Source organism: Helicobacter sp. NHP19-003 (genome assembly GCF_019703305.1).
GTDB classification, from domain to species: Bacteria; Campylobacterota; Campylobacteria; order Campylobacterales; family Helicobacteraceae; genus Helicobacter; species Helicobacter gastrocanis.
Window position 1 is genome coordinate 832,930 of sequence record NZ_AP024814.1, and the last position, 22,715, is coordinate 855,644.

The following is a 22,715-nucleotide window of genomic DNA, read 5'->3' on the forward strand; positions in this document are numbered from 1 at the left end:
CGATCAAGTTAGAACTTCCCGCTGAGTTTGTCCCCTAGCGTCATTTTTGTGTCGCCAGCGTTGAAAGCGTGGAGCTGGTCTTGCTCTCTCTTGCGCTCTAGGCGGCGCACGCTCGCTCTCACGCGGTTGTTTGTCTTTTCAATCGCCACAACCACGCTTGTAACCACATCCCCCATTTTCAACTCTTCTTTTTTCAAGGGGTAGAGATCCTCGGTTTTGATGAGGACATCGATGCCCTCCACACTCACAAAAATCCCAAAATCCTTCATGCCCACGATCTTGCCCTCGATCACATCCCCGACTCTATGTTTTTGGCTAAAGGTTTCCGTGGGGGAGGGTTGAGAATACTTCATCTCCAAAGAGATTTTTTCATTGTCTTTGTCGATTTTTAGGATTTTAGTTTTCACCACATCCCCGACTTTAAAATGTTCTTTACACTTTTGATCGGACTCCCAAAACGCGTCTTTGTTGTGGAGCAAGCCATCCACACCCCCCAAATTGATGAACGCCCCAAAATCTGTGAGCGTGGCGACCTTGCCCTCAATCACATCGCCTACGCGGTGTTTAGACACAAACTCGTTAAAGGGCTTATCTGAGAGTTGTTTTAAAGACACCCTCAGGCGACGGTTTTTGCTGTCGATCTCTATGATTTTGACATCGATTTCTTGGTTCAACTCTAAATAATCGCTGGGGTGTTTGACATCTTTGTTCCACGAAATCTCTGAGATGTGTAAAAAGCCCTCAATGTCGTTGCCAATATCCACAAACACGCCGTAGTTCTCAATGTTGTTCACCACGACTTTAATGGCATAGCCCACTTTTAATTTGGCTTGGATCTCTTCCCAAGGGTCTTCCATCGTGGCTTTAATGGAGAGCAAGAGGCGTTTTTTCTTTTCATCGTAAGACAGGGCTTTCACCTGCACCAAATCGCCCTCTTTGAAGTGCTTGGCCGGATTTGTGGAGCCTCGATGGGTGATCTCGGTGTAATGCACCAACCCCTCAACCCCCTCCACTTCCACAAACACGCCAAAACTTGTAACGCTTTTCACCACGCCTGTGTAGATTGCGCCCGATTCGACAAGTTTTTGGGATTGCTCGTGTTGGTATTTGCTGTAAACATCAAAAAAGCGTTTGCGGGAGATGGAGATCGAAGCGTTTTCAGGGTCGATGGCACTGATGCAAGCTTTGATGTGCTTGCCTGTGTGCTTGGCATCTCTTTTTAAGGACGATTGCGCCTTGGAGAGAAAATACTCCACACCCTCATTGTCCACCACAATATAACCGCCTTTGTTCTCTCTAGCGACCTTGCCCTCCACGACCTTATCTTTAAAATCTGCCCCCAGAGCTTGGATTTTCTCTTGGTTTTTGACAAAGGCCAAAGCCCTTTTGTAGGACACGCTAGGGCGCTCCCCCTTTAAAGACACATAAACTTGAATCGTGTCGTTCACGCCAAAAAGCAACCTCCCTTGAGCATCCCTAATTTCACTCAAGGGCAAACGCCCCTCCGTCTTGCCCCCCACGCTCACCATCGCGTAGCCCTCTTGTTCGTTGATCGAAACGACCACACCCTCCCTAAGCGCACCTTTTTGTTCCACCTCCTCGATTTGCATATACTCTTGCATATAGTCTTGGAACTCTTTGGACTCGCTGTGACTGCCTAGAGACTCTAACTCCTTATTCATAACAAAACCCTTTTTACAACAAAATTAGCTATAATTATAGCTTTAATTCCCTTATAATTGGCGAAAAAGTGAACATGAAGAGCCGTACTTGCACCTTTAGAAACACTTACTTTAAAAGCGTGTCCCTCATCATCACCACTTACAACCAAGAGCAGCACTTGCAAATGGTGCTCGATTCGGTACTGAATTTGGCGTGTTCGCCCAGCGAAGTGCTGGTCGCGGATGACGGGGGGGGGGGACTCAAGCCCTCATGGCGCGCTACAAGCCCCTTTTTGCCCAAAAAAATTTGCCCCTAAAGCATGTGTGGCAGGAAGATTTAGGTTTTAGAGCCGCCAAAAACCGCAACAACGCCATTCAAGAAGCCACCGGTGAGTACATCATCACCATAGACACGGATATTATTTTATCCCCCATGTTCATCTATGACCATTTATATTTTGCCCGCCCTAAAGTCTTGTTACAAGGAGGGCGGATTCTTTTAACACCTAAGGAGAGTGCAAAGATTTTAAGACAGCAAGATTTTTCCCTAGCCTATGCTAAAAAATCCTTCAAAAACCGCCGCATTTTAAGTCTGGCTAAATTCATCTATAAGCACCGCCGAGTTACACAGAAAATTTTCCAAAAGCACACTATGGTGGTGGGGGTGCGTAGTTGCAATATGAGTTTTAGCAGAGAGGATTGTTTAGCCATTGAGGGGTTTAATGAAAACTTTGTGGGCTGGGGGCGTGAGGACAGCGAATTTGTCGCCCGCTTTCTCTTTAACCATGGCGTGCTAAAACCCCTCAAATTCTGTGCCCTAGTCTACCACTTGCACCACCAAGAAAACACTCGCGACCTATTGCCCGAAAACCACACCCTCTATTTACAAACGCTCAAAGCGCAAAGAATCCGCTGGAAAGACCCCTCTAAAAGTCTATATTGTCCGAATTGACATCGGCCGTGCCTGCCCCCACGCCGTTTTGGTAATTGCGCATTTGTTTGAACGCTTGCGCCTTGATGCGCTCGATCGCATCCCCACGGGTGCCCTGGTCGGCGTTTAGGTGCTTGGAGTAAATGATGTCTCCTTGGCAGTTTTTAATGTTGATGTCTAACCCAATGTGAAACTGCCCATTGCCCTCGCTGGTGAAAATCTTATTATTGATGGTGTAAAAGCCCGGGGCGGTGGTTTGGTTGACAAAACGCGCGTATTGCCCGGTGAGCGCATCGACCACCTCAGCATCCGCCCCACTGGCAAAGACGATCTGCGCTTTGGGTTTGGGGCTGTTGGCTTTGATGAGCTCTTCATAAGAAGTGAGAGGGGCAGAAGCACGCCCATAGGCACTTAAAATCTCTTGCAGGGGGGTCATTTTATCTAAGAGGCTTTGGATTTGCCGTTTTTCTTTAATGAAAATCCCGTGGCACCCCCGAGTTGGTTTAAGGGGGCTTAAAGTGTTGTAAAGGTTGGCATAGCGTTTAGAGAGCAAGTTTAAAAACATGTTCTTGTCCATGCGCACCCGCACATAACACTTGTCTCTATGACACTCTTGTTTGTCGGTGTTGACATGGACGAATTTGATCGAATCGACCACTAATTTAATCTGTTGGCTGGCTTTTTTGTCTAGCTTGCTGTTGTCTCTAGTGGTGGTGCTGGTGGTCAGCGAGGACACACGCACCGAGATGTTGCTGGCTAAATCGTTCAACGCCTTCTCTTTGGCGGATTCTTTGTCGCCGCCTGCCCCACTGCCATAGAAAAACTGGGGCTTATCGGGGGTGTGCGCATACCAATGGGGCACGGCTTGCAAGCACAAAGGTAAGCTGAGTAAAATCCACGATCTTTTCAAACGCATCAAAACTCCTTTGAGTGAAGAGTGCCTATTCTAACACAATTTACCACAATCTCCACACCCGTCCCGAGTTTTCAAAACTACGGATGTATAAAAGGTGGTCTTGATGGGCGCAAAAGCTTTGGGACTCTGGTGGGGGGGTGCTGGCCTTACAAGACACGAACCTAAAATTAAAAATTTCTTGCCCATCGGCGAAAATGTGGACGGCCTGTTTGTAGTTGTTATTGATGCGCAAAATATAAAACTTGTGGGGAAAGAGGGCGGGGGAGCGGATGTCTGCAGAGGTGCTCGCCGCCGCATAAATGGAGGAAAACAACCCGCCCAACACGCCCAAATATTGGTTAGACACCGCCTCCAACCCCACTTTAAGAGCGGTGGAAGTGATGGCGCGGGTGAGGATGTAGGGCAGTTGCTTTTTAAACTCGCTGGCGATGAGCGCGTCTAAGAGCAATAAATTTTCAAATTTTTTGTGCCTTTGACCCACTTGCACGCTAAACGAACTTCTAAAGTCTACACCATCTTTAAGCTGTGGGAGAGCCAGACTCGCATCGTAAATCCCATTAGGCAGGGGCAAAGGGACATTGATCTTGAATTCCTTCTTGGTTGCCTGCTCACCATCTTCGATGAAAATCCAAGTGAATCGTTGCTTGGAGGGGTATTGGAAGAACAATAAATCCTCGCCTATGGTGGTGGAGTGGCTGATCCCATAGGCCTCTTTGAGGTAGTCTAGCCCCTTGCTCAGGTCGCTGTTCTCCACAAAAAATAGCCCCGAAAGGTAGGATACCACGGGGTTGATCAAATCGTTGTAGGCGTAGAAGTCGTTTAAATTAGAGTATTCATTGTCTAAAATTTCTTGCACTTGGCTATTGGATTGCTCGGCGCTTAGGCGGTTTGAGCCTTGTTGCTGCATTTTCTCAACCGCCTTGCGAATCTCTTTATTGTAAAACTCTTTCGCCCGTCTTTGGCGGTCGTTCGCCCTGTTAAACTCCACCCGTGCGTCCTTGGGATCGCGCATTAAAAGATAGTCTATTGCTTTGTAGTAGTTGAGGAGCACACCCTCGTACACATTGCCCGTGTACGCCCTGACATTGTCGTTCACCAGAACCGCCCCCACAGTGCCTAAAGAGCGGCTAAAGAGGTTGTGGTGGTGGTCATAGCGTAACTCAGCGAGGTCTAAAGCCCTGATGGATTGCCGGTATCGATCTGCCATTAAAGCACTGATGCCTTGTTGCAAGTCCCACAACAAAGCATTGCTGTGGTCCTTATGCGCCATTTTTTTAGAAAAAGCGTAGGCTTGGTTAAACTGCTCTCCACTGTAATAGATTTGGTTAAAGCGTTGTAACTGCTCTCGATTGCCCGTGCAACCCGCCAAAAAGCCCAGCGCAACAATGGCAAGCACCCACGCATAAAGTTTTTTCATCGCCACACCCCTTTAAAGAGCCTTTTTGCCATTTTATCAAAATGTAAGCAAACATATAAGATAATTTAGTTTGCCTTTTCTTAGACCTATGCAATGGGGTTTTTAGACAACGCTTCAGGGTGGGAACACAGCAGAGCAACTAAAAGTCTTGTGTGCCTTAGCCATCTGAGAAGGGGCTTTTTAAACCACATCGAAGTTTTATGGAATGCGTGTTTTATTCATGGGGACTCCCCAATTTGCCCGTGTGGTGTTGCAACAACTCGTTTTAGAGGGCTTTGACATTGTCGGGCTTGTAACCCAGCCTAGCAAACCCTTTGGCAGGCATCACACCCCCAAAGACAGCGCAACCAAGGCCTTTATCTTAGAAAACCACCCAAATATCCCCATTTTGGAACCCCATAAAATTGATGCCAAAGCCCTGCAAGCCATCGCCGCACTTAAGCCCGATAAAATCGTGGTTGTGGCCTATGGCAAGATTTTGCCCCAGGCCTTGCTAGACATGGCCCCTTGTTTAAACTTGCACGGCTCGATTTTGCCCCAATTTCGGGGGGCAAGCCCCATGCAAGAAATGATTTTGCACGATTTGCCCCAATTTGGCGTGAGCGTGATTTTAATGGACGCACAAATGGACACGGGCGACATCTTGGGCGTGGCTTCGTTTGAAAAGGACAAGGATTATAACCTACAAGATTTGGGCGCAAGGCTCGCCCTCTTGGGGGCAGAGCTCATGGCAAGCGTACTGAGAAATTACGAGGACATCACCCCCACTCCCCAAGAGCACAGCCAAGCCACTTATTGCAAGAAAATCAGCAAAGTCGATGGGCTTGTGGATTTTAGCGAGGCGAGGCAAGTCTATTTAAAATACCTCGCCTACTACCCGTGGCCCGGGGTGTTTTTGCCAAGTGGTTTGAAACTTTTTGGGCTAGAGCTTTTAAGCGTAGCCCAAGAACACCCCGAGGGCAAGATTTTAACTTTAGATGGAGAGGGGGTGTTGGTGGGGTGCGCTAAGGGGGTGCTCAAAATCGCCCAATTACAAGCCCCGGGGAAACAAAAAGTCGCGGCTAAGAGTTATCTTAGTGGCAAACGCCTAAAAATAGGCGACATTCTAAGCTAATGCAGATTTTAGAATTTGACAGCCTGCCTTCTACGCAGATTTATCTCGCCACGCAGATCAAGAGTGGACATTTAAAGCCCCCCATTTGTGTGTGGGCCAAAAAGCAAAGTGCGGGCATCGGCAGTCGGGGGCAGGTGTGGGAGAGCGTCAATGAGGCTCTCACCTTCTCCTTTGCTTGTGTGATGGACACCAACACCCCTAAACAGAGTTTAAGTTTGTATTTTGGTTATCTCTTTAAACAGACCCTACACGCGTTGGGGCATCAAGAGGTGTGGCTCAAGTGGCCTAATGATTTGTATGTTGGAGAGGCGAAAGTGGGCGGGGTGATGAGCCAAATTTACAAGGACATGGTCATTTGTGGGATTGGATTGAACATTTGTGCGGATCAACACGCCGCCTTAGCTGTGTGCGCTAAAGAGGCCCTGCAAGCGTTTTTAGAGCGCATAGAAACTGCCCCCAAGTGGGCAGAGGTTTTTAAGGCTTATAAACAAGACTTTGAGCGCACCCACTCTGGGCAATTTTTTAAACACGAAAGCGGATTGATCTCCCTATCCACAGCCAAAATGCACCCCGATGGTGGGCTAGAGATCGCCGGACAAGTCTATCACGCCCTGCGCTAAAGCCAGCTACAAGCTTAAGCGTGCTAGAATGGGGGTTTTCATAACCAAAGGATTTGACGCATGAGCATTTCGATCAATGTCTATCTAATGGCGGTGGTGTTTGTCACCTTTCTTGCCTTGTTGGTGTTGCTTAATTCGTGGGTGTATCAGCCCTTGTTGGCATATATGGATGAGCGTCAAGAATCCATGGCAAAGGACAAACGCAACATAGACCAGCTCCACAGCGAGGCAGCCATACACCACAAAGAAGCCCAAAACATCCTAAAAGAGGCGCGGGTGCAAGCGGATAAAATCTTGCAAGATGCGCTCCACAACGCGAGGGCGGATTACGAATCGATTGTGGCGCAAAAGGAAAAGGAACTAGAAAAACAAGCCGAGCAAGTTAGCCTGGGATTAAAGGAAAGTAAAAGTAACTTGAAATTACAATTAGCCCGTGATTTGCCCGCTTTAGAGGCGTTATTGAAACTGAAAATATCTCAAATTTAAGGTTGATTTTGTTACAGCGCATGTTGTTTGGATTTTTGGTTTTTGGAGGCGCGGCGAGTGCTGCCCCTCTAGGGCATACAGACATTGTGATGCGGATACTCAACTTCATTTTGTTCATGGGGATTTTGTGGTATCTCACGGGCAACGCCTTTAAGAACATTTTAGCCACAAGGCGGGCAAAAATCTCCAAAAGCCTAGAACAGCTCCAAGAGGAACGCCAAGCCGCCAAAGAAGAGAAAGAAAAGGCATTAAAAGCCCTAGAGGAGGCGAAGGCGCAAGCGACTCAAATCGTTTCTAATGCCAAACAAGAAGCGTATTTACTCGCCCAAAAGTATGACCAGCAATCTAAAGCCACGATTGAAAAGCTGATTAAAGCACACCAGGCCATGCAAGAAAAAGAGAGCGAGCGCATGCAGGCCGAGGCGATTGCCGAAGTGCTGAACGATCTCTTTGAGGGAGCTAAGGCCGAGTTTAACACCCCCACTTACATGCACCTAATCCACAACAAAGTAGCCCAATGATAGAGCTGATCGCCGCCAAATACACCCAAGCCCTACGCCAAGCCCTAAGTCCGCAAGAGCTCACCCAAGCAATGGAAGCGTTGGAATCTCTATGCGCTCTTTATAGTTATCCCGATTTTGCAGATCTCATCAACTCCCCCAACTATCCCGACAGCCTAAAACAAGAGATTTTAGAACATTTTTTGGAGGAGAAAGAGGGCAAATTGCATCATTTGATCTGCCTGTTGGTCTTGCATAAACGCCTAAATTTGCTGCCCTTGATTTACAATGCCCTAAAAGCCCAAGCCCAAAGGGAGGAAAACATCTATCAAGGCTATCTTTACAGCGACAAAGAGCTGTCTTTAGAGCAGGTGCAACAGCTTGCCGGGCGAGTGTCGGCGCATTTTAACATCTCACTCAAGCTCAAAGCTCTGCACCAAGACAAAGAGGGCGTTCGTTTGGTGATCCCGGATTTGGAAGTGGAGATCGCTTTTTACAAAGAGAATTACTTCAACCAGCTTAGACAGCACATCATGCAAGCGGTGTAAACTTTAAAAAAAGGAGACAGATTGTTAAAACTAAAAGCCGAAGAAATCAGCGCAATCATTAAAGAGCGCATTGAAAACTTCACTCCCGACATCAACATCACCCAAGTGGGGCGGGTCATCGCCTACGCCGATGGTGTGGCAAAAGTCTATGGGCTCAAAGATGTGATGTCTTACGAAGTTGTGGAATTTGACACGGGCGATCGAGGGCTCGCGTCCAACCTTGAGGAGGGCTGCATTGGGGTGATTGTGCTGGGCGGGGGCAAGCACATCAAAGAAGGCACCTCGGTTAAACGCACCAAACAACTCATGAAAGTCCCTGTGGGCGATGCGGTCGTGGGGCGGGTCATCAACACTTTGGGCGAACCCATTGACGGGCGGGGGGCGATTGAAGCCGACACCTTTAGATTCGTGGAGCAAAAAGCCCCGGGCATTATGGATAGAAAATCCGTGCATGAGCCCTTGCAAACGGGCATCAAAGCCATCGATGCTCTCGTGCCCATCGGACGGGGGCAAAGGGAGCTCATCATCGGGGACAAACAAACCGGCAAAACGACCGTGGCGATCGACACAATCATCAACCAAAAAGACCAGAATGTGATCTGCATCTATGTGGCGATCGGACAAAAAGAATCCACCGTCGCCCAAGTGGTGCGTAAATTAGAGGAATACGGCGCGATGGAGTACAGCGTGGTGGTCAATGCCCCCGCCTCCGACTCGCCGGCTATGCAATACCTCGCCCCTTATGCCGGGGTTACCATTGGGGAATATTTTAGAGATCAAGGCCGGCACGCTTTGATCATTTATGATGACTTGAGCAAGCACGCTGTGGCTTACCGCGAAATCTCCTTGATTTTGCGTCGCCCCCCCGGGCGTGAAGCCTTCCCCGGCGATGTCTTTTACATCCACTCCAGACTCTTAGAGCGCGCCGCCAAAATGAGCGATGACAAAGGAGCGGGATCGCTCACCGCATTGCCCATCATTGAAACCCAAGCTGGCGATGTGTCCGCCTACATCCCCACCAATGTGATCTCCATCACAGACGGGCAGATTTTCTTAGAAACCGACCTTTTCTACTCCGGTATCCGCCCCGCGATCAATGTCGGCTTGTCGGTGTCGCGTGTGGGTGGGGCGGCACAAATTAAAGGCACGAAGCAAGTCGCCGGCACTTTGCGCCTAGACTTGGCACAATATAGAGAGTTGCAAGCCTTCTCGCAATTTGCCAGCGACTTAGATGAGGCCAGCCGCAAACAGCTAGAAAGAGGGCAGCGCATGGTGGAAGTGTTGAAACAACCCCCTTATTCACCTTTACCCATTGAAAAACAAATTGTGATGATCTACACAGGCGTTAAGGGCTTTTTAGACGATGTCCCCGCCAAAAAGGTTGTGGACTTTGAATCCAGCCTTTATCCCTTCTTGGAGTCCAAATACCCCAATATCCTAGAGGACATCCGCATGAAAAAAGCCCTTGACAAGGATTTAGAAGCCATGTTGAAAACGGCCATTGAAGAATTTAAGCTGGGCTTTTCTCTCTAGGGGGGTGCTATGGGCGGCAATTTAAAGGACATTAGAAAGAAAATCGCCAGCGTCAAGAACACGCAAAAAACCACCAGGGCCATGAAGCTCGTCTCCACTTCTAAGCTCAAAAAGACCGAAGAAGTGGCGCGCCGCTCCAAAGTCTTTGCCAATAAATTAAACGAAGTCTTTGCCGACATTTGCGCCAAGATCAAAACGCGGGGGCTTAAGAGCATTGAGAGTCAATATTTCCTAAAGCTCGAACAGTCCGAAGTGAAAAAGATCGACATCATTTTTGTTACGGCGGACAAGGGGCTTTGTGGGGGCTTTAACGCCGCCACAATCAAGGAAGTGGTGCGCTTGATCAGCCACTACACAACCCAAAATGTCAAGGTGCGCCTAAGGGGGATTGGCAAAAAGGGGATCGCCTACTTCACCTACAACGGGATCGATCTTTTAGACAGAGCCACGGATTTGAGCTCATCGCCCGATGCCGACAGAGCGGCGGCCTTTGTTGACAACGCCGTACAAGACTACTTAAATGGGCTGACTGACAGTGTCATCATCGTGCACAATGGCTTTAAAAACATGATCTCTCAAGAAATGAAGGTGCAAACGATCTTGCCATTAGATTTTAGCACCCAAATTGAAGAGGCCAAGAGCGAAAGCGAGGGGATCGTGATTGAGCCAGACAATGATGAGGGCGTGATTTTAGACTCGCTTGCGCGCAAATTCATCCACTTCAACATGTATTACGCCTTGCTAGACTCTCTAGCCGCTGAGCACAGCGCACGCATGCAAGCGATGGACACGGCGACAAACAACGCCGCGGATTTGGTCCGCACGCTCACCATTTCTTATAACAAAGCCCGCCAAGAGGCGATCACCACAGAGCTTGTGGAGATCAACGCCGGTGTGGAAGCGATCAAATAAAGGAGAATTATGGAAGGTAAAATTATTCAGGTCATGGGGCCTGTGGTGGATGTGGATTTCAAAGACTACTTGCCCGCCATTTACGAAGCTTTAGACATACACTACGACTTTGACGGCGAGGAAAAGCACTTGGTGTTGGAAGTCGCCGCCCACTTGGGCGACAATCGTGTGCGCACCATTGCGATGGACATGACAGAGGGCTTAACCAGAGGGCAAAAAGTCGTGGCGCGGGGCAGCATGATTGAAGTGCCCGTGGGCGAGGGGGTTTTGGGGCGCATTTTCAATGTGATCGGCGAGCCCATTGACAACCAGCCCCCCCTAGAGAAGAATACCTTAAAATGGCCCATCCACCGCCACGCACCCGCTTTCGATCAACAAAGCACTAAAACCGAAATGTTTGAAACGGGGATCAAAGTTGTGGATTTGTTAGCCCCTTATTCTAAGGGCGGCAAGGTGGGGCTTTTTGGGGGCGCGGGCGTGGGCAAGACCGTGATCATCATGGAGCTCATCCACAATGTCGCCTACAAGCACAGCGGTTACTCTGTCTTTGCCGGTGTGGGTGAGCGTACCAGAGAGGGCAACGACCTTTATCACGAAATGAAAGAGGGCGGGGTGTTGGATAAAGTTGCCCTGTGCTACGGGCAAATGAACGAGCCCCCGGGGGCAAGGAATCGCATCGCCTTCACAGGGCTAACGATGGCGGAGTATTTTAGGGATGAAAAGGGCTTGGATATTTTGATGTTCATTGACAACATCTTTAGATACGCCCAATCGGGGGCGGAAATGTCCGCGCTTTTAGGGCGTATCCCCTCTGCGGTGGGTTATCAGCCCACTTTGGCCAGTGAAATGGGCAAACTCCAAGAGCGCATCACCTCCACCAAAAACGGCTCGATCACTTCTGTGCAAGCCGTGTATGTGCCCGCCGATGACTTGACCGACCCCGCCCCCGCCTCGGTGTTCGCCCACTTGGATGCGACCACCGTGCTTAACCGCAAAATTGCCGAAAAGGGGATTTACCCTGCAGTCGATCCGCTCGACTCCACTTCGCGCATTTTAGACCCGCAGGTGATCGGCGATGAGCATTACAGAGTGGCTACGGGAACCCAACAAATCTTGCAAAAATATAAAGACTTGCAGGACATCATCGCCATTTTGGGGATGGACGAACTCTCTGAAGAGGATAAAAAGATTGTGGAACGCGCCCGTAAGGTAGAAAAATTCTTATCCCAGCCCTTCTTTGTGGCAGAGGTCTTCACCGGCAGCCCGGGCAAGTATGTTACGCTCAAAGAAACCTTAGAGGGCTTTGGGGGGATTTTAGAGGGCAAATACGATGACATCCCCGAAAACGCCTTTTACATGGTCGGCAATATCCAAGAGGTCGTGGAGAAATACGAGAAAATGAAAACAGAGGGCAAAAAGAACGCTTCTTAAGGATTGCAGATGGAATTAGCGGTGAGTATTGTTGTCCCGCAAGGTTTGATCTTTTCTGGACAAGTGGATCGGGTAACACTGCCCGGAGCTCAGGGTGAGTTTGGGGTTTTAAAGGGGCACAGCAACCTAGTGTCCTTACTCAAAAGTGGGGTGATTGAGATCATTAGAGAGGGGCAAGTGAGCTTGATCGCCATCAGTTGGGGCTATGTAGAAGTGCGTAGCGACAGCGTGGATATCCTCGCCGATGGCGCAGTGTTCATCAAGGGCGATGATGCCGTGTATGAGGCAAAGAAACTCTTAGAAGATGCTAGTTCAGATCGCCTTGCAATCTCTAGCGTGATCGCCCGCATTGAAGCGCACGGTTTGAGGTAGCCGTGGCGGCGATCCAAAACTTCTTGGCGACGAGCGGGTTTGTCCCCATTTTTGTGCTCGGTTGGCTTTCTTTCTACTTGATCCTAACCCTTTGGGTGTTTTTTTATAAATATGTCTCGATCAAAGGCAATGTTTCTAAGGAGCAACTCTCTTTGGAGGCGCTCATGGCGGGAGCGCGCAAGGACTTGCGCTTAAAAAGCGCACTCTTTAGCAGTGCTCCTGAAAAGCCCACGAAAGAGTGGTTGGCGGTGTGGAAAAACCAGCTTTTAAAGGAGAACACCACGGGGTTAGTGGTCCTTAGCATCATCGCCAGCACCGCCCCCTTTGTGGGGTTGTTTGGCACTGTTGTGGAGATTTTAGAAACCTTTAGCCGTTTGGGTGGACAAGTGTCCTTTGATGTGATCGCCCCCGTGATCTCTAAAGCCTTAGTCGCCACCGCAGCAGGGATTTTGACCGCCATCCCGGCTTACTCTTTCTTTTTGATTTTAAAGCGCAAAGTCTACGATCTCTCTGTGTATGCCCAAATGCAAATCGATTTTTTAATGGCAAAAGAGCATGATGGATTTTGAAGTTTGGGATAATGACAAACCCGAACTCAACATCACCCCTTTGGTGGATATCATGTTGGTACTTTTAGCAATCTTGATGGTCACCACGCCCACGATCACCTATAAAGAAAACATCCAGCTTCCACACGGCTCTAAAAACGCCCGTGCGTCCAAAACCCAATTTTTAGAGGTGCGTATGGACTTAGCGGGCAAGATTTATGTCAATGAGCGCACCTACTCACTCGCCAATTTTGCCGACTCGTTCCAACTGTGGGCAAAACAGCTGGACAAGAGCATGGCCGTGCATGTACGGGCGGACAAACGCCTCACTTACGACAAAATCATTTATCTTCTCAAGAGCCTTAGAGAAGCGGGGTTTTACAAGGTTTCTCTAGTTACAAGTGCCTGATGCGTGCGGGTCTATTTGTGGGCTGTGGCTTGTTAGCCCTGTTGTGTTATGCCTTGCTTTTGGGCTTGTTGCTCTTTAAACCCGCTGAAAGCATCCCCCCTTGGCCATCCCCCCATAGAGGTGGATTTGATCGACAATCCGCCCCCTCCTAGCCCCACCCCACAAGAGATCGGTCTGGGGGTGAGGGACATGTTTAGCGCCATCCCAGACAAACAAGCCCCTGAAAATGACCCCCAAGAAGCCAAGGCCGTGCAAAAAGCCCAAGACTTGCTAAGAAACATCCAATTTGACAAGCTAGACACAAGCACCTTTAAGGACCTGCAAGAGAGTTTGGCGCAATTAGAGGACATCAAAGACTTGCAGGCCAAAAAAATGGAGGTGCAAGTCCCCAAAGAGGAAGAGAGCGCCCTCAAAGAGGACCAGGCATGGTTTGCCGCCATTTATCAAATTTTGTACTCCCAGTGGAAGTCAAGCTTTGATCAAAAAACTTCTGTGGGGGCGCTCATCACCATTTATCCCAGCGGACAGATGCGCTTTAGTCTTGTGGATTTTTCGCCCTTTAGGGAGTATAACCAGCAAATAGAAAAATTATTGACCCATTTGCAAGGGCAGAACTTTCCCCCCTACCCGCAAGGGCGGGCGATCACTTTAAAAGTCAACTTCAAAACAAAGGACAAATGATGCGGATCATGTGGCTTTTTATAGCCTTGAGTTTAGGGTTTTTGAGTGCAGCGGATGCGACCCTAGACATTGTCAAAACCATTGAAAAATTGCCTAAAGTCCTTGTAAGCACAATAGGCAACGACCCCTACTTAAAAAAGATTGCAAATTTGCTTGTGGCGGATTTGAAGGTGAGCGGACATTTCAACGCTTTGGGGGCTAATGTGGCGGCCAATGAGGCACAGGGGGCGCAGTTGGTGGTGCAGCTGCAGGCCAGCCAACCCAATGTCATTAATGCCAAACTCTACAACGCCACCACTAAGGAAGTCCAAAGCAATAAGGATTACCAATTCAACACCAAAGAGCTTTATCCCTTCATCGCCCATAAAATCGCCATAGATGCCAATGGCATTGCCAACGCTGCCCCCATCGATTGGATGGCGCGCATGGTGGTGTTCTCTAAATTCTTGCGCCCCGGGGTTACAAGCATTGTGGTTGCCGATTACACGCTCACTTACCAGCAAGAAATCATTAAAAATAACCTTTTAAATGTGTTCCCCAAATGGGCGAATGCCGATCAGAGCGCAATTTACTACACCCAGTATTTGCGCCAGCCCACGATCATTAAATACAATGTCCGCACAGGCGAGAGTGAAGTGATCACCCAAAGTCAGGGCATGGCAGCCGTGTCTAGCGTGAGTGCCAATGGGCGTAAGTTGTTGCTCTCCCTTGCACCCAAAGGGCAGACAGACATCTACCTTTACGACACAAAGGATAAAGAATTGCAACGACTCACTTCTTACAGCGGGATCGATGTGATGGGTAATTTTGTGGAGAATGAAAAGGCGATGGTGTTTGTGTCGGACCGCTCGGGTTATCCTAATGTCTACCTAAAAAAACTGAGCCTAAACGCCCCTGTAGAGCAAGTGGTCTTTTATTCCAAAAACAACGACTCGGTCGCGTCTTTTGGGGATTATGTGGTGTATGTGAGCCGAGAAGAGGGGGATGCCAACGGCCAAAGCCCCTTTAACTTGCATTTAATCAGCCTAAAGGGCGATTATGTACGCCGCTTGACGGCTAGCGGGGTGAATCAAATGCCTAGATTTTCTAAGGATGGCAAAGTGGTGATGTTCTTAAAGAAGGCAGCGGCGCAAAACGCGTTGGGCGTGATTTTGCTTGAAACCAACCAAAGTTACTTGTTTCCCCTAGAAAATCTCAATGTCCAGTCCTTTGACTGGTAGTCGCTTTAAGTCTTGTTAAAAGAGTGGGGTGTATAATTGAGCTTTGTTTTGTTGATTAAAAACTGAAGGAGTGTTATGAAGAAGTGGTTTTTAGCCGGTGCGGTTGTGGCGGCGTGTGTGTTGATGACAGGATGTGTGGGCGATCACGAGGCTGAGGCGACACCCCAAACCCCACCAAAGGCCCAAGAAGCTGCCCCCGCCCCCGCCCCCCAACCTAAGCCAGAGGAACACACCGCTAAAAGAAGAGGTGCAAACCAAACCCGTAGAAAAACCCAAACCCCATGTAGAGAGCGGTACGATTGTCGGGCAAGTGTACTTTGACTTTGACAAGTACAATGTGCGCGAGGACATGCAAAGCGCGATCGATGAAGCCGTGAAAAAAGTCCAAGAATATGGCATGAAAGTGCTCTTAGAGGGCAATACCGATGAATTTGGCACAGGCGAATACAACTTTGCGCTGGGCAACAAAAGAGGCCTTAGTGTGAAAGATGTTTTAACTGTTAAGGGCATTAGTGCGGACAACATTAAAGTGGTGAGCTTTGGGGAAACCAAACCCATTTGCCAAGAAAAAACTAAAGAGTGCTACCACAAAAACCGCCGTGTTGACATCAAAGTTGTGGACTAAGTGCGGTTTTTAGGCTTGTTGGTGGGGGGGATTTTATGCGCCGAGCCTTCCGCCTTTGAGCTGCAAAGCGGAGCGACCAAACAAGAGTTAAACACCCTAAAAAACAGCAATAAAAATCTGGGCGACATCTTGACCACACTCAAAGGACAGACCGATGGTCTGTTGCAGGGGCAGGAGGGCCTAAGAAGCTTAGTGGAGGGGCAGGGAATCAGGCTTAAAAAAGCCATAGATGCCCTAAGTGTCCACAGCGACAAACTAAGAGCCTTAAAAAGTACCCAAGAAACCCAAGCCGATCTCATCAAACAACAAGCCGACCTCATCAACACCTTAAAAGCCCAAATCCAAACCAACCAAGAAACCCTAGCCAACTTTGAAAAAAAGAATCAAGAAACCCAAAAACTCCTAGAGGACATGCGTGCTGACTTTGCCACGAAGTTACAAAAGTTGCAAAAATCCATAGACAGCCAAGCCAATGCGAACAACCAAAAACTTAAAGAGCTTGTTGCGTTGCAAAGCCAAATGTTGCGATCCAAGAAAGAGCAAGATTTTAACAAAGACCCCGCACAAAAAGAAGCCATAGATAAAGAGGCGCACGCTCTTTTTGAAACCAAACGCTATCAAGGGGCGCAAGAGCGGTTTGCGTGGCTAGCAAGCCTACCCTACAAGAGCGCTTACATGAATTACATGGCAGGCGAGTCGGCTTACTTTGCCAAGTCCTACCAGAGTGCCATTAATTTTTTTAAAAAGAGCGCCATGCTCGATGACAAGACAAGTTACATGCCCACCTTGCTCTACCACACCGCCCTAGCTTTCAAGCACATAAAAAACCACGCCAATTATAAAAAATTCTTACAGACTCTTTCTAGGCTCTACCCTGAGAGCGAACAGGGTAAGAAAGCTAAAAATCTTTTGGAACAAAAGCCCAAAAAAACGCTAAAATAACCCCCCAGCTAAAAAGAAAGGACACGCATGCAAAACCAGGTTGCGATCATTGAATACGAAGTGAGAGATCACACTACACAGGAAGTGCTCGATTCAAACATTGGCAAGAAACCCCTAGAGTTTTTGGTGGGGGCAGGGCAGGTGATTGTGGGGCTTGAAAAGGCGGTGCAACAAGCAGAGGTGGGGCAAACCCTAAATATTGTCATCCCTCCCCACGATGCCTACGGCGCATACCGCACCGATTACCTCCAAGAGGTGCCTAGGGATCAATTTGAGGGCATTGAACTTAAAAGAGGCATGACCTTGTTCGGACAGGGCGAAAACAACGAGAGCGTGCAAGTGAGCGTGAAGGACTTTAGCGATCGAATGGTGATGCTCGATTATAACCACCCCCTAGCGGGCAAGGAGCTCAGTTTTCAATTCACACTCTTAGGGCTAAGAGAAGCCACAGAGCAAGAAGTGTTGAAGAGCCAAGCCCCCGCCAAACAATGTTGCGGTGGCGGGTGCGGTTGCTCCCACTAAGGCATTGAACTAGGCAACTCCATGGCCTAGCCAAACCCTCCAGCCGCCTTTAAAACGCCTATCCCGCTGGGCGTGCTCCTTATATCCACACGAAAACCCCCTAGCCACAGCCCAACTCAAACCCTAGCCAAATCACAAGCCTCTAAAAACTTAGCCACACCCAGCCCAGCCAAACTAAAAAGAGTCTAAGCACACCAACACCCCCTCTACTAAAAACCCTAGCCACGCCAAAATCAAGTCAAAACCTCTAGCTGTACTAAACAAAACTAAAAATCGCACAATGCTTACATAGGGCGCACCACCAGAACCTCTTTAAAACTAGAAAAAAACTAGACTAAATGTGCGAAAAACGCCTTTTCATCTAAAATGCGCACCCCTAGACTTTGCGCCTTTGCTAACTTTGAACCGGGGTTGTCGCCACAGATGAGGTAATCTGTTTGCCGATTCACGCTTGTTTGGATGTGTGCGCCTTGTTGTTCGAGTTGTTGGCAAATCGCAGCTCTAGGCTGGCTAAGTGTGCCTGTGAGCACCACATTTTTACCCGCAAAAAATCCGCTCTCTTGTGGCTTGGTGGGGGTGTGGGCTGTGGGCACAATGTGGCTTAAAAGCGTTGCAATCAAGGCTTTGTTTTCTTGCACCCACGCCACAAAAGAGCGGGCGATTTTTTCCTCAAAGCCCTTGAGCTTCGTGATTTGCGCGGTGGTGGCGTTAAAGACCTCTAAGCCAAAGGCGTTGGCTAGAACTTGGCTCGCCCCCTTGCCGACATGCTCAATGCCTAGAGCGCAGAGAAACCGCCACAGCGGGGCGTGCTTGGTGTTATTGATCGCTTTAATGAGATTGTCTGCCCTTTTTTCTTGCCAGCCCTCTAAGGCCAATAAGTCTTGCTTTTTTAAGGTGTATAAATCCGCCACACCTCCAATGAGCCCCGCTTGTAAGAGTTGCCGCGCGACTTTATCGCCCAGCCCCTTGATCTCTAGCCCTTGTTTAGACGCAAAGTAGACGATGCTCTCTTGCACCCTTGCAGGGCATTTAACATTGGGGCAAACAAGCCCCCTAGCCCGATTCCTCAAGTCCAAATCACAGCGGGTGCAATATTCTTTATAGACCAAATCCTCCCCACACTCTAAGCACAGACTTGGCATGCCGACTTTGTGGGCACACTTGGGGCATTTTTGCTGTTGGGGGCCTAAGGGGGTGTGGCAGACGGGGCAGTGGGTGGGCTTTTTAAAAAATCGCACACACTTGGGGCAGAAATTGGGCTTGTTTTTCAGCAGTAGGGCGTTGTTGCAGGCGGGGCAGACATTTAAAGCTTGGGCTTGCAAGGCGGTGTTACAGCTGGGGCAGTGGGTGGGGGGTGATTTTTGCTTGGGTGTGATCTCTTAGCTCTTTTAGGGGGCGTAAGATTTTAGGGATCACCTCACCACTACGCACCACGACCACGATGTCGTTGATTTGTAAATCTTGTTGCTCAATTTGGGTGTAATTGTCTAGGGTTGCGCGCGACACCAACGCCCCTTGCACGAACACGGGCTCTAAAACGCCCACAGGGGTGATCGCCCCGCTACGCCCTACTTGGTTGAGCACTTTTAAAAGTTTGGTGCATTTTTCAGCGGTGGGGAATTTGTAGGCAATGGCAAAGCGGGGGGCTTTGATGGTGAAACCCAAAGAGCGTTGCAATTCTAAATTATCCAGAATGGCGACCATGCCATCGGCTTCATAGGGCAAATTGGGGCGTTTGGCGCTAAAGGCGCTAAAGGCTTCTTGTATCTGTTGAGCACTCTCGCACGCCACAAAGTCTAAGCCCAAAAAGCCCCACTCTTGTACTTCTTGCATGGCTTGTTTGAAACTTGTAAACTCTTGAGCGCAAAACCCTAGCCCCCATGGGTAAAAGGTGAGCTTTCTTTGGGCGGTTATGCCTGAGTTTAGTTGGCGCAAACTGCCCACGCTGGCGTTTCTGGCATTGGCAAAGGGGGCTAAACCTTGCGCCAATCTGTCGGCATTCAGGGCGTTAAAGTCTTTTTTAAGCAACAGCACTTCGCCTCTAATTTCAATGGGTTTGGTGTAGGGGATTTTAAGGGGGATGGAGCGGATGGTCTTGACGTTGTGGGTAACAAGTTCACCCACCACGCCATTGCCCCGCATGCTCGCGCTCACCAAATGCCCGTCTTCATAGTAGAGATTGAGCGATGCCCCGTCTAGTTTAGGCGAGCAGATGAAGGACTCTAGGGGGGCTTTGGCAAAGTCGCTTAAGCGTTTGAGCCACTCTTGTAATTCTTTGAAGCTAAAGACATTGTCTAAGCTCCACATACGCGCTTTATGTTCTTGTTTGGGCAAGAAAGGCATCACTTCGCCCCCCACTCTTTGTGTGGGGGAGTGGGGCAAAATGTCCTCTGGGTGCGCTTGCTCGTAGGCGAGGGCTTGGTGGTAGAGTTGGTCGTAAATCTCATCGCTGACTAAGGGTTTTGCCAACACATAGTAATGGTGGGCGTAAAGGCAAAGATTTTCTACTAGGTTGTGGTAGTCTTGTAAAGTTTGGATCATTAGCCAGTCTTTGCTATAATGGGGTTTTGTGCGGATTTTAGATTAAAAGAGCTTAAGATAAGGGGCGTGATTGATTAGCGACATTGACAGCACCATTTCCTTACACCTCAACAACGAGGCGCAATTTTTGTGCTTCACCTTGAGCAGCGATGAGAACAACGATGCCGAGTTGTATGGCATCAATATTTTTAAAATCCGCGAGATCATCCATTACGAAGGCGATGTGACTGAAACCGTGGGGGGCAATGACAGCATGATGCTGGGCTTTCTCACCATAAGAGGTGAGTCTGTGCCCCTGATCGATGTGAACCGATGGCTGTACTTCGACCATAATGACCCCAATAGGGATTTGAGCCAAGTCTCTGTCAAGAGCGATCAAAATTTAGTCATTGTGTGCGAGTTTTCTAGCTGTGTCGTGGGACTTAAGATTTTCTCCATTAAACGGATCGTGCATAAACATTGGGGGGAGATCAGCGTGGGGGGTAAACAGGGCCTTAGTGCAGCGGGTAAGGTCAACGCAATCACGAGATTCGAACAAGATCGGGTGATCCAAATCTTAGATGTGGAGAAAATGTTGGCAGACACTTTCCCCACCATGCAAGAGCTCGATCAGCTCAAAGAGCAGTTTGTAGAAGCCATTAAAAGCGATAAACTGATTTTCATCGCCGAAGATTCGCAGGTGGCGATGCATAATTTAGAGCGCATCATCGATGGATTAAAGCTCAAATACGAGGCCTTCCCCAATGGGGATGCATTGTTGAAACGCTTGTTTGCTGCAAACATGATCGATAAAGTCGGGGCCGTGATCACGGATTTGGAAATGCCCATGGTGTCTGGCTTTGAAGTGTTAAAGCGCATTAAAGCCGATGCAAGGACCAAGCATTTACCCGTGATCGTCAACTCGTCCATGAGCAGCGAGTCGAACAAGCAATTAGCAGACTCTTTGCACGCCGATGGGTTTGTGATTAAATCACACCCTAATGAAATCCAGGAATTACTCCAAGAATACTTAAAACACTAAGGGCAAACATGTTAAGGACACAATTATGTGCTGAGGTCGGGCTGTGTGATACACAAAAGAGAGTGAAACTCTGTGGGTGGTGCCACAACTACCGCGACCACGGAGGCGTGATTTTCATTGATTTGCGCGATAAAAGCGGGTTAGTCCAGCTTGTGTGCGACCCCACTTCTAAGGCTTACACACAAGCTAGCCTTGTGAGGCACGAAGATGTGTTGATTGTGGAGGGTGTGGTGCGCCCAAGAGGAGAGGGCTTAGAAAACCCCAAGCTTGCCACAGGGGCCATTGAAGTCGTGCTTGAGGACTTGTGCCTTGAAAACAAAAGCCTAACCCCGCCCATTGCCATCGGCGATCCTAGCGTCAATGAGGACTTGCGCTTGCAATACCGCTTTTTGGATTTGCGCTCGCCTAAAGCCTATGGCATTTTTAAAATGCGCAGCAAGGTGGCTAAGGCGGTGCGAGATTGCCTAGATGGCCTAGACTTCTTAGAAATTGAAACCCCCATGCTCTCTAAAACCACGCCTGAAGGGGCACGCGACTTTTTGATCCCCAGCCGTGTCCATGACGGGCAGTTTTTCGCTTTGCCCCAAAGCCCTCAACTCTTTAAACAAATCTTGATGGTGGCAGGGATGGACCGCTATTACCAAATTGTCAAATGCTTTAGAGATGAGGACTTGCGCGCAGACAGACAGCCCGAATTTACCCAAATCGATGTGGAGATGAGCTTTTGCACGCAAGAAGACATCATGCAAGTTGCCGAAACCTTGCTAAAAGCTGTCTTTAAAGTGGCCGGCATTGACATTAACCCCCCCTTTAAGCACATGACCTACAAAGAGGCAACAGAGAGCTATGGCAGCGACAAGCCAGACTTGCGTTTTGGCATGCCCCTTGTGGAGGTGGGGGATTTGTTCGTAAGCTCCAACAATGAGATTTTTAAAACGATCGCCAGCGACCCTAAACACAACCGCTTTAAAGCTCTAAAAGTTGAAAAAGGCGACACGCTTTTAAGCCGTAAAGATTTAGCCCAGCTCGAGGACTTTGTGCGCCAATTTGGGGCAAAGGGGCTGGCTTACATCCAAATGAAGGCGGAGGGGCCCAAGGGACCCTTAGTGAAATTCTTAGAACCCCAAGCCTTAAATGAGCTCTTAGAGCGGACAGAAGCTAAAGAGGGGGATTTGCTCTTTTTTGGGGCGGGCGCAAAGGCGGTCGTTTTAGATTACATGGGGCGTTTGCGTTTGAAACTCGGGCAAGATTTAAACTTGATCGATCCTGACGAATTTAACTTCTTGTGGGTGGTGGATTTTCCCATGTTTGAAAGGGTGGAGGGCAAGCTCAGTGCCATGCACCACCCTTTTACCATGCCCAAAGACATTGACAACACCGACTTAGAGGACATGCAATCCATCGCTTATGACATTGTGCTCAATGGCGTGGAGCTAGGGGGGGGGAGTTTGCGTATGCACCAAGAGGCGTTGCAGAAAAAGGTCTTTGCCCTGCTTGGCATTAGTGAGCAGGAGGCGCAGGAAAAATTTGGCTTTTTGCTAGAGGCTTTGCGTTATGGCGCGCCCCCCCATGGAGGCTTTGCCATCGGCTTTGATCGGCTCATCATGCTCTTAGCCAAAGCCCCCAGCATTCGCGAAGTCATTGCCTTTCCTAAAACCCAAAAGGCGACTTGTTTGTTAAGCAAGGCCCCCAGCCCTGCTAGTGAAGAGCAGTTAAGGGAGTTGCATATCCGCTTGAGAAACCCCAAACATTAACCAAACCATTA

The 22,715-nt window shown here is 48.9% G+C and carries 24 protein-coding genes, 1 other RNA gene and 1 pseudogene; 21 read left to right on the forward strand and 5 right to left on the reverse strand.

Annotated elements, in window-relative coordinates:
* Positions 1-8: 8 nt before the first annotated feature.
* Positions 9-1,682 carry a 30S ribosomal protein S1 gene (locus K6J72_RS04395; protein ID WP_221278943.1) on the reverse strand — a complete coding sequence of 558 codons (1,674 nt, stop codon included), beginning with the start codon at positions 1,680-1,682 and terminating at the stop codon, positions 9-11.
* Positions 1,683-1,756: 74 nt separating this feature from the next.
* Between K6J72_RS04395 and K6J72_RS08365 the strand changes: the two genes are divergently transcribed.
* Both K6J72_RS08365 and K6J72_RS04400 read left to right on the forward strand, forming a co-directional pair.
* The gene (locus K6J72_RS08365) at positions 1,757-1,978 is read left to right on the forward strand and encodes a glycosyltransferase (protein ID WP_347709328.1); all 222 of its coding nucleotides are present in this window, start codon (positions 1,757-1,759) and stop codon (positions 1,976-1,978) included.
* A 5-nt stretch (positions 1,979-1,983) separates the two neighbouring features.
* A complete protein-coding gene (locus K6J72_RS04400) occupies positions 1,984-2,613 on the forward strand; it encodes a galactosyltransferase-related protein (RefSeq protein WP_260320497.1) in 630 nt (209 codons plus the stop codon).
* Here the strand turns inward: K6J72_RS04400 and K6J72_RS04405 are convergent.
* Together K6J72_RS04405 and K6J72_RS04410 are read right to left on the reverse strand one after the other, a co-directional pair.
* Positions 2,588-3,508, reverse strand: coding sequence for an LPP20 family lipoprotein (locus tag K6J72_RS04405; RefSeq protein WP_221278944.1), 921 nt, complete (start codon positions 3,506-3,508; stop codon positions 2,588-2,590). The genes K6J72_RS04400 and K6J72_RS04405 overlap by 26 nt on opposite strands.
* Positions 3,509-3,548: 40 nt before the next feature.
* Positions 3,549-4,925: a COG3014 family protein gene (locus tag K6J72_RS04410; protein ID WP_221278945.1), complete on the reverse strand. Its 1,377-nt coding sequence runs from the start codon at positions 4,923-4,925 to the stop codon at positions 3,549-3,551.
* A 77-nt stretch (positions 4,926-5,002) separates the two neighbouring features.
* Between K6J72_RS04410 and ffs the strand changes: the two genes are divergently transcribed.
* The 17 genes and pseudogenes from ffs to K6J72_RS04495 all read left to right on the forward strand — a co-directional run bounded on the left by ffs (position 5,003) and on the right by K6J72_RS04495 (position 17,388).
* Positions 5,003-5,100, forward strand: an RNA gene (gene ffs, locus K6J72_RS04415) — signal recognition particle sRNA small type.
* Between the two features lie 30 nt (positions 5,101-5,130).
* The gene (gene fmt / locus K6J72_RS04420) at positions 5,131-6,039 is read left to right on the forward strand and encodes a methionyl-tRNA formyltransferase (protein ID WP_221278946.1); all 909 of its coding nucleotides are present in this window, start codon (positions 5,131-5,133) and stop codon (positions 6,037-6,039) included.
* A complete protein-coding gene (locus tag K6J72_RS04425) occupies positions 6,039-6,659 on the forward strand; it encodes a biotin--[acetyl-CoA-carboxylase] ligase (protein ID WP_221278947.1) in 621 nt (206 codons plus the stop codon). The genes fmt and K6J72_RS04425 overlap by 1 nt, the downstream gene beginning before the upstream one ends.
* A 60-nt stretch (positions 6,660-6,719) precedes the next feature.
* On the forward strand, positions 6,720-7,145 hold the full coding sequence (locus K6J72_RS04430; protein WP_221278948.1) for a F0F1 ATP synthase subunit B family protein: 426 nt from the start codon (positions 6,720-6,722) through the stop codon (positions 7,143-7,145).
* A gap of 8 nt (positions 7,146-7,153) precedes the next feature.
* Complete coding sequence (locus K6J72_RS04435) at positions 7,154-7,666, forward strand: F0F1 ATP synthase subunit B family protein (protein WP_260320498.1); 513 nt, start codon at positions 7,154-7,156, stop codon at positions 7,664-7,666.
* On the forward strand, positions 7,663-8,193 hold the full coding sequence (locus K6J72_RS04440; protein WP_221278949.1) for a F0F1 ATP synthase subunit delta: 531 nt from the start codon (positions 7,663-7,665) through the stop codon (positions 8,191-8,193). The genes K6J72_RS04435 and K6J72_RS04440 overlap by 4 nt, the downstream gene beginning before the upstream one ends.
* Positions 8,194-8,214: 21 nt before the next feature.
* Positions 8,215-9,726: a F0F1 ATP synthase subunit alpha gene (gene atpA, locus K6J72_RS04445; protein WP_221278950.1), complete on the forward strand. Its 1,512-nt coding sequence runs from the start codon at positions 8,215-8,217 to the stop codon at positions 9,724-9,726.
* 9 nt (positions 9,727-9,735) lie between these two features.
* On the forward strand, positions 9,736-10,638 hold the full coding sequence (gene atpG / locus K6J72_RS04450; protein WP_221278951.1) for an ATP synthase F1 subunit gamma: 903 nt from the start codon (positions 9,736-9,738) through the stop codon (positions 10,636-10,638).
* A gap of 9 nt (positions 10,639-10,647) precedes the next feature.
* A complete protein-coding gene (gene atpD / locus K6J72_RS04455) occupies positions 10,648-12,069 on the forward strand; it encodes a F0F1 ATP synthase subunit beta (protein ID WP_221278952.1) in 1,422 nt (473 codons plus the stop codon).
* 9 nt (positions 12,070-12,078) lie between these two features.
* Entirely contained in the window at positions 12,079-12,441 is a 363-nt protein-coding gene (gene atpC / locus K6J72_RS04460) for an ATP synthase F1 subunit epsilon (protein WP_221278953.1), read from the forward strand.
* 2 nt (positions 12,442-12,443) lie between these two features.
* Positions 12,444-13,010, forward strand: coding sequence for a MotA/TolQ/ExbB proton channel family protein (locus K6J72_RS04465; RefSeq protein ID WP_221278954.1), 567 nt, complete (start codon positions 12,444-12,446; stop codon positions 13,008-13,010).
* Complete coding sequence (locus K6J72_RS04470; RefSeq protein ID WP_221278955.1) at positions 13,000-13,398, forward strand: biopolymer transporter ExbD; 399 nt, start codon at positions 13,000-13,002, stop codon at positions 13,396-13,398. Before K6J72_RS04465 ends, K6J72_RS04470 begins: the two co-directional genes overlap by 11 nt.
* A 120-nt stretch (positions 13,399-13,518) precedes the next feature.
* On the forward strand, positions 13,519-14,079 hold the full coding sequence (locus tag K6J72_RS04475) for a TonB C-terminal domain-containing protein (RefSeq protein ID WP_260320500.1): 561 nt from the start codon (positions 13,519-13,521) through the stop codon (positions 14,077-14,079).
* Complete coding sequence (gene tolB, locus K6J72_RS04480; RefSeq protein WP_221278956.1) at positions 14,079-15,299, forward strand: Tol-Pal system protein TolB; 1,221 nt, start codon at positions 14,079-14,081, stop codon at positions 15,297-15,299. Before K6J72_RS04475 ends, tolB begins: the two co-directional genes overlap by 1 nt.
* A gap of 75 nt (positions 15,300-15,374) precedes the next feature.
* Positions 15,375-15,924, forward strand: a pseudogene (locus tag K6J72_RS04485) (OmpA family protein).
* The gene (locus K6J72_RS04490; RefSeq protein ID WP_221278958.1) at positions 15,925-16,866 is read left to right on the forward strand and encodes a hypothetical protein; all 942 of its coding nucleotides are present in this window, start codon (positions 15,925-15,927) and stop codon (positions 16,864-16,866) included. It abuts the pseudogene before it with no gap.
* Between the two features lie 27 nt (positions 16,867-16,893).
* The gene (locus tag K6J72_RS04495) at positions 16,894-17,388 is read left to right on the forward strand and encodes an FKBP-type peptidyl-prolyl cis-trans isomerase (RefSeq protein ID WP_221278959.1); all 495 of its coding nucleotides are present in this window, start codon (positions 16,894-16,896) and stop codon (positions 17,386-17,388) included.
* A 329-nt stretch (positions 17,389-17,717) separates the two neighbouring features.
* On the opposite strand, the gene K6J72_RS08370 is transcribed toward K6J72_RS04495, so the two are convergent.
* Both K6J72_RS08370 and ligA read right to left on the reverse strand, forming a co-directional pair.
* Positions 17,718-18,710: a BRCT domain-containing protein gene (locus K6J72_RS08370; RefSeq protein WP_260320502.1), complete on the reverse strand. Its 993-nt coding sequence runs from the start codon at positions 18,708-18,710 to the stop codon at positions 17,718-17,720.
* A 7-nt stretch (positions 18,711-18,717) separates the two neighbouring features.
* Positions 18,718-19,929 carry an NAD-dependent DNA ligase LigA gene (gene ligA, locus K6J72_RS08375; protein ID WP_260320504.1) on the reverse strand — a complete coding sequence of 404 codons (1,212 nt, stop codon included), beginning with the start codon at positions 19,927-19,929 and terminating at the stop codon, positions 18,718-18,720.
* A gap of 70 nt (positions 19,930-19,999) precedes the next feature.
* On the opposite strand from ligA, the gene K6J72_RS04505 reads away from it, so the two are divergent.
* Positions 20,000-20,950 carry a chemotaxis protein gene (locus tag K6J72_RS04505; protein WP_221278960.1) on the forward strand — a complete coding sequence of 317 codons (951 nt, stop codon included), beginning with the start codon at positions 20,000-20,002 and terminating at the stop codon, positions 20,948-20,950.
* An 8-nt stretch (positions 20,951-20,958) separates the two neighbouring features.
* A complete protein-coding gene (gene aspS, locus K6J72_RS04510) occupies positions 20,959-22,704 on the forward strand; it encodes an aspartate--tRNA ligase (protein ID WP_221278961.1) in 1,746 nt (581 codons plus the stop codon).
* Positions 22,705-22,715 lie beyond the last annotated feature (11 nt).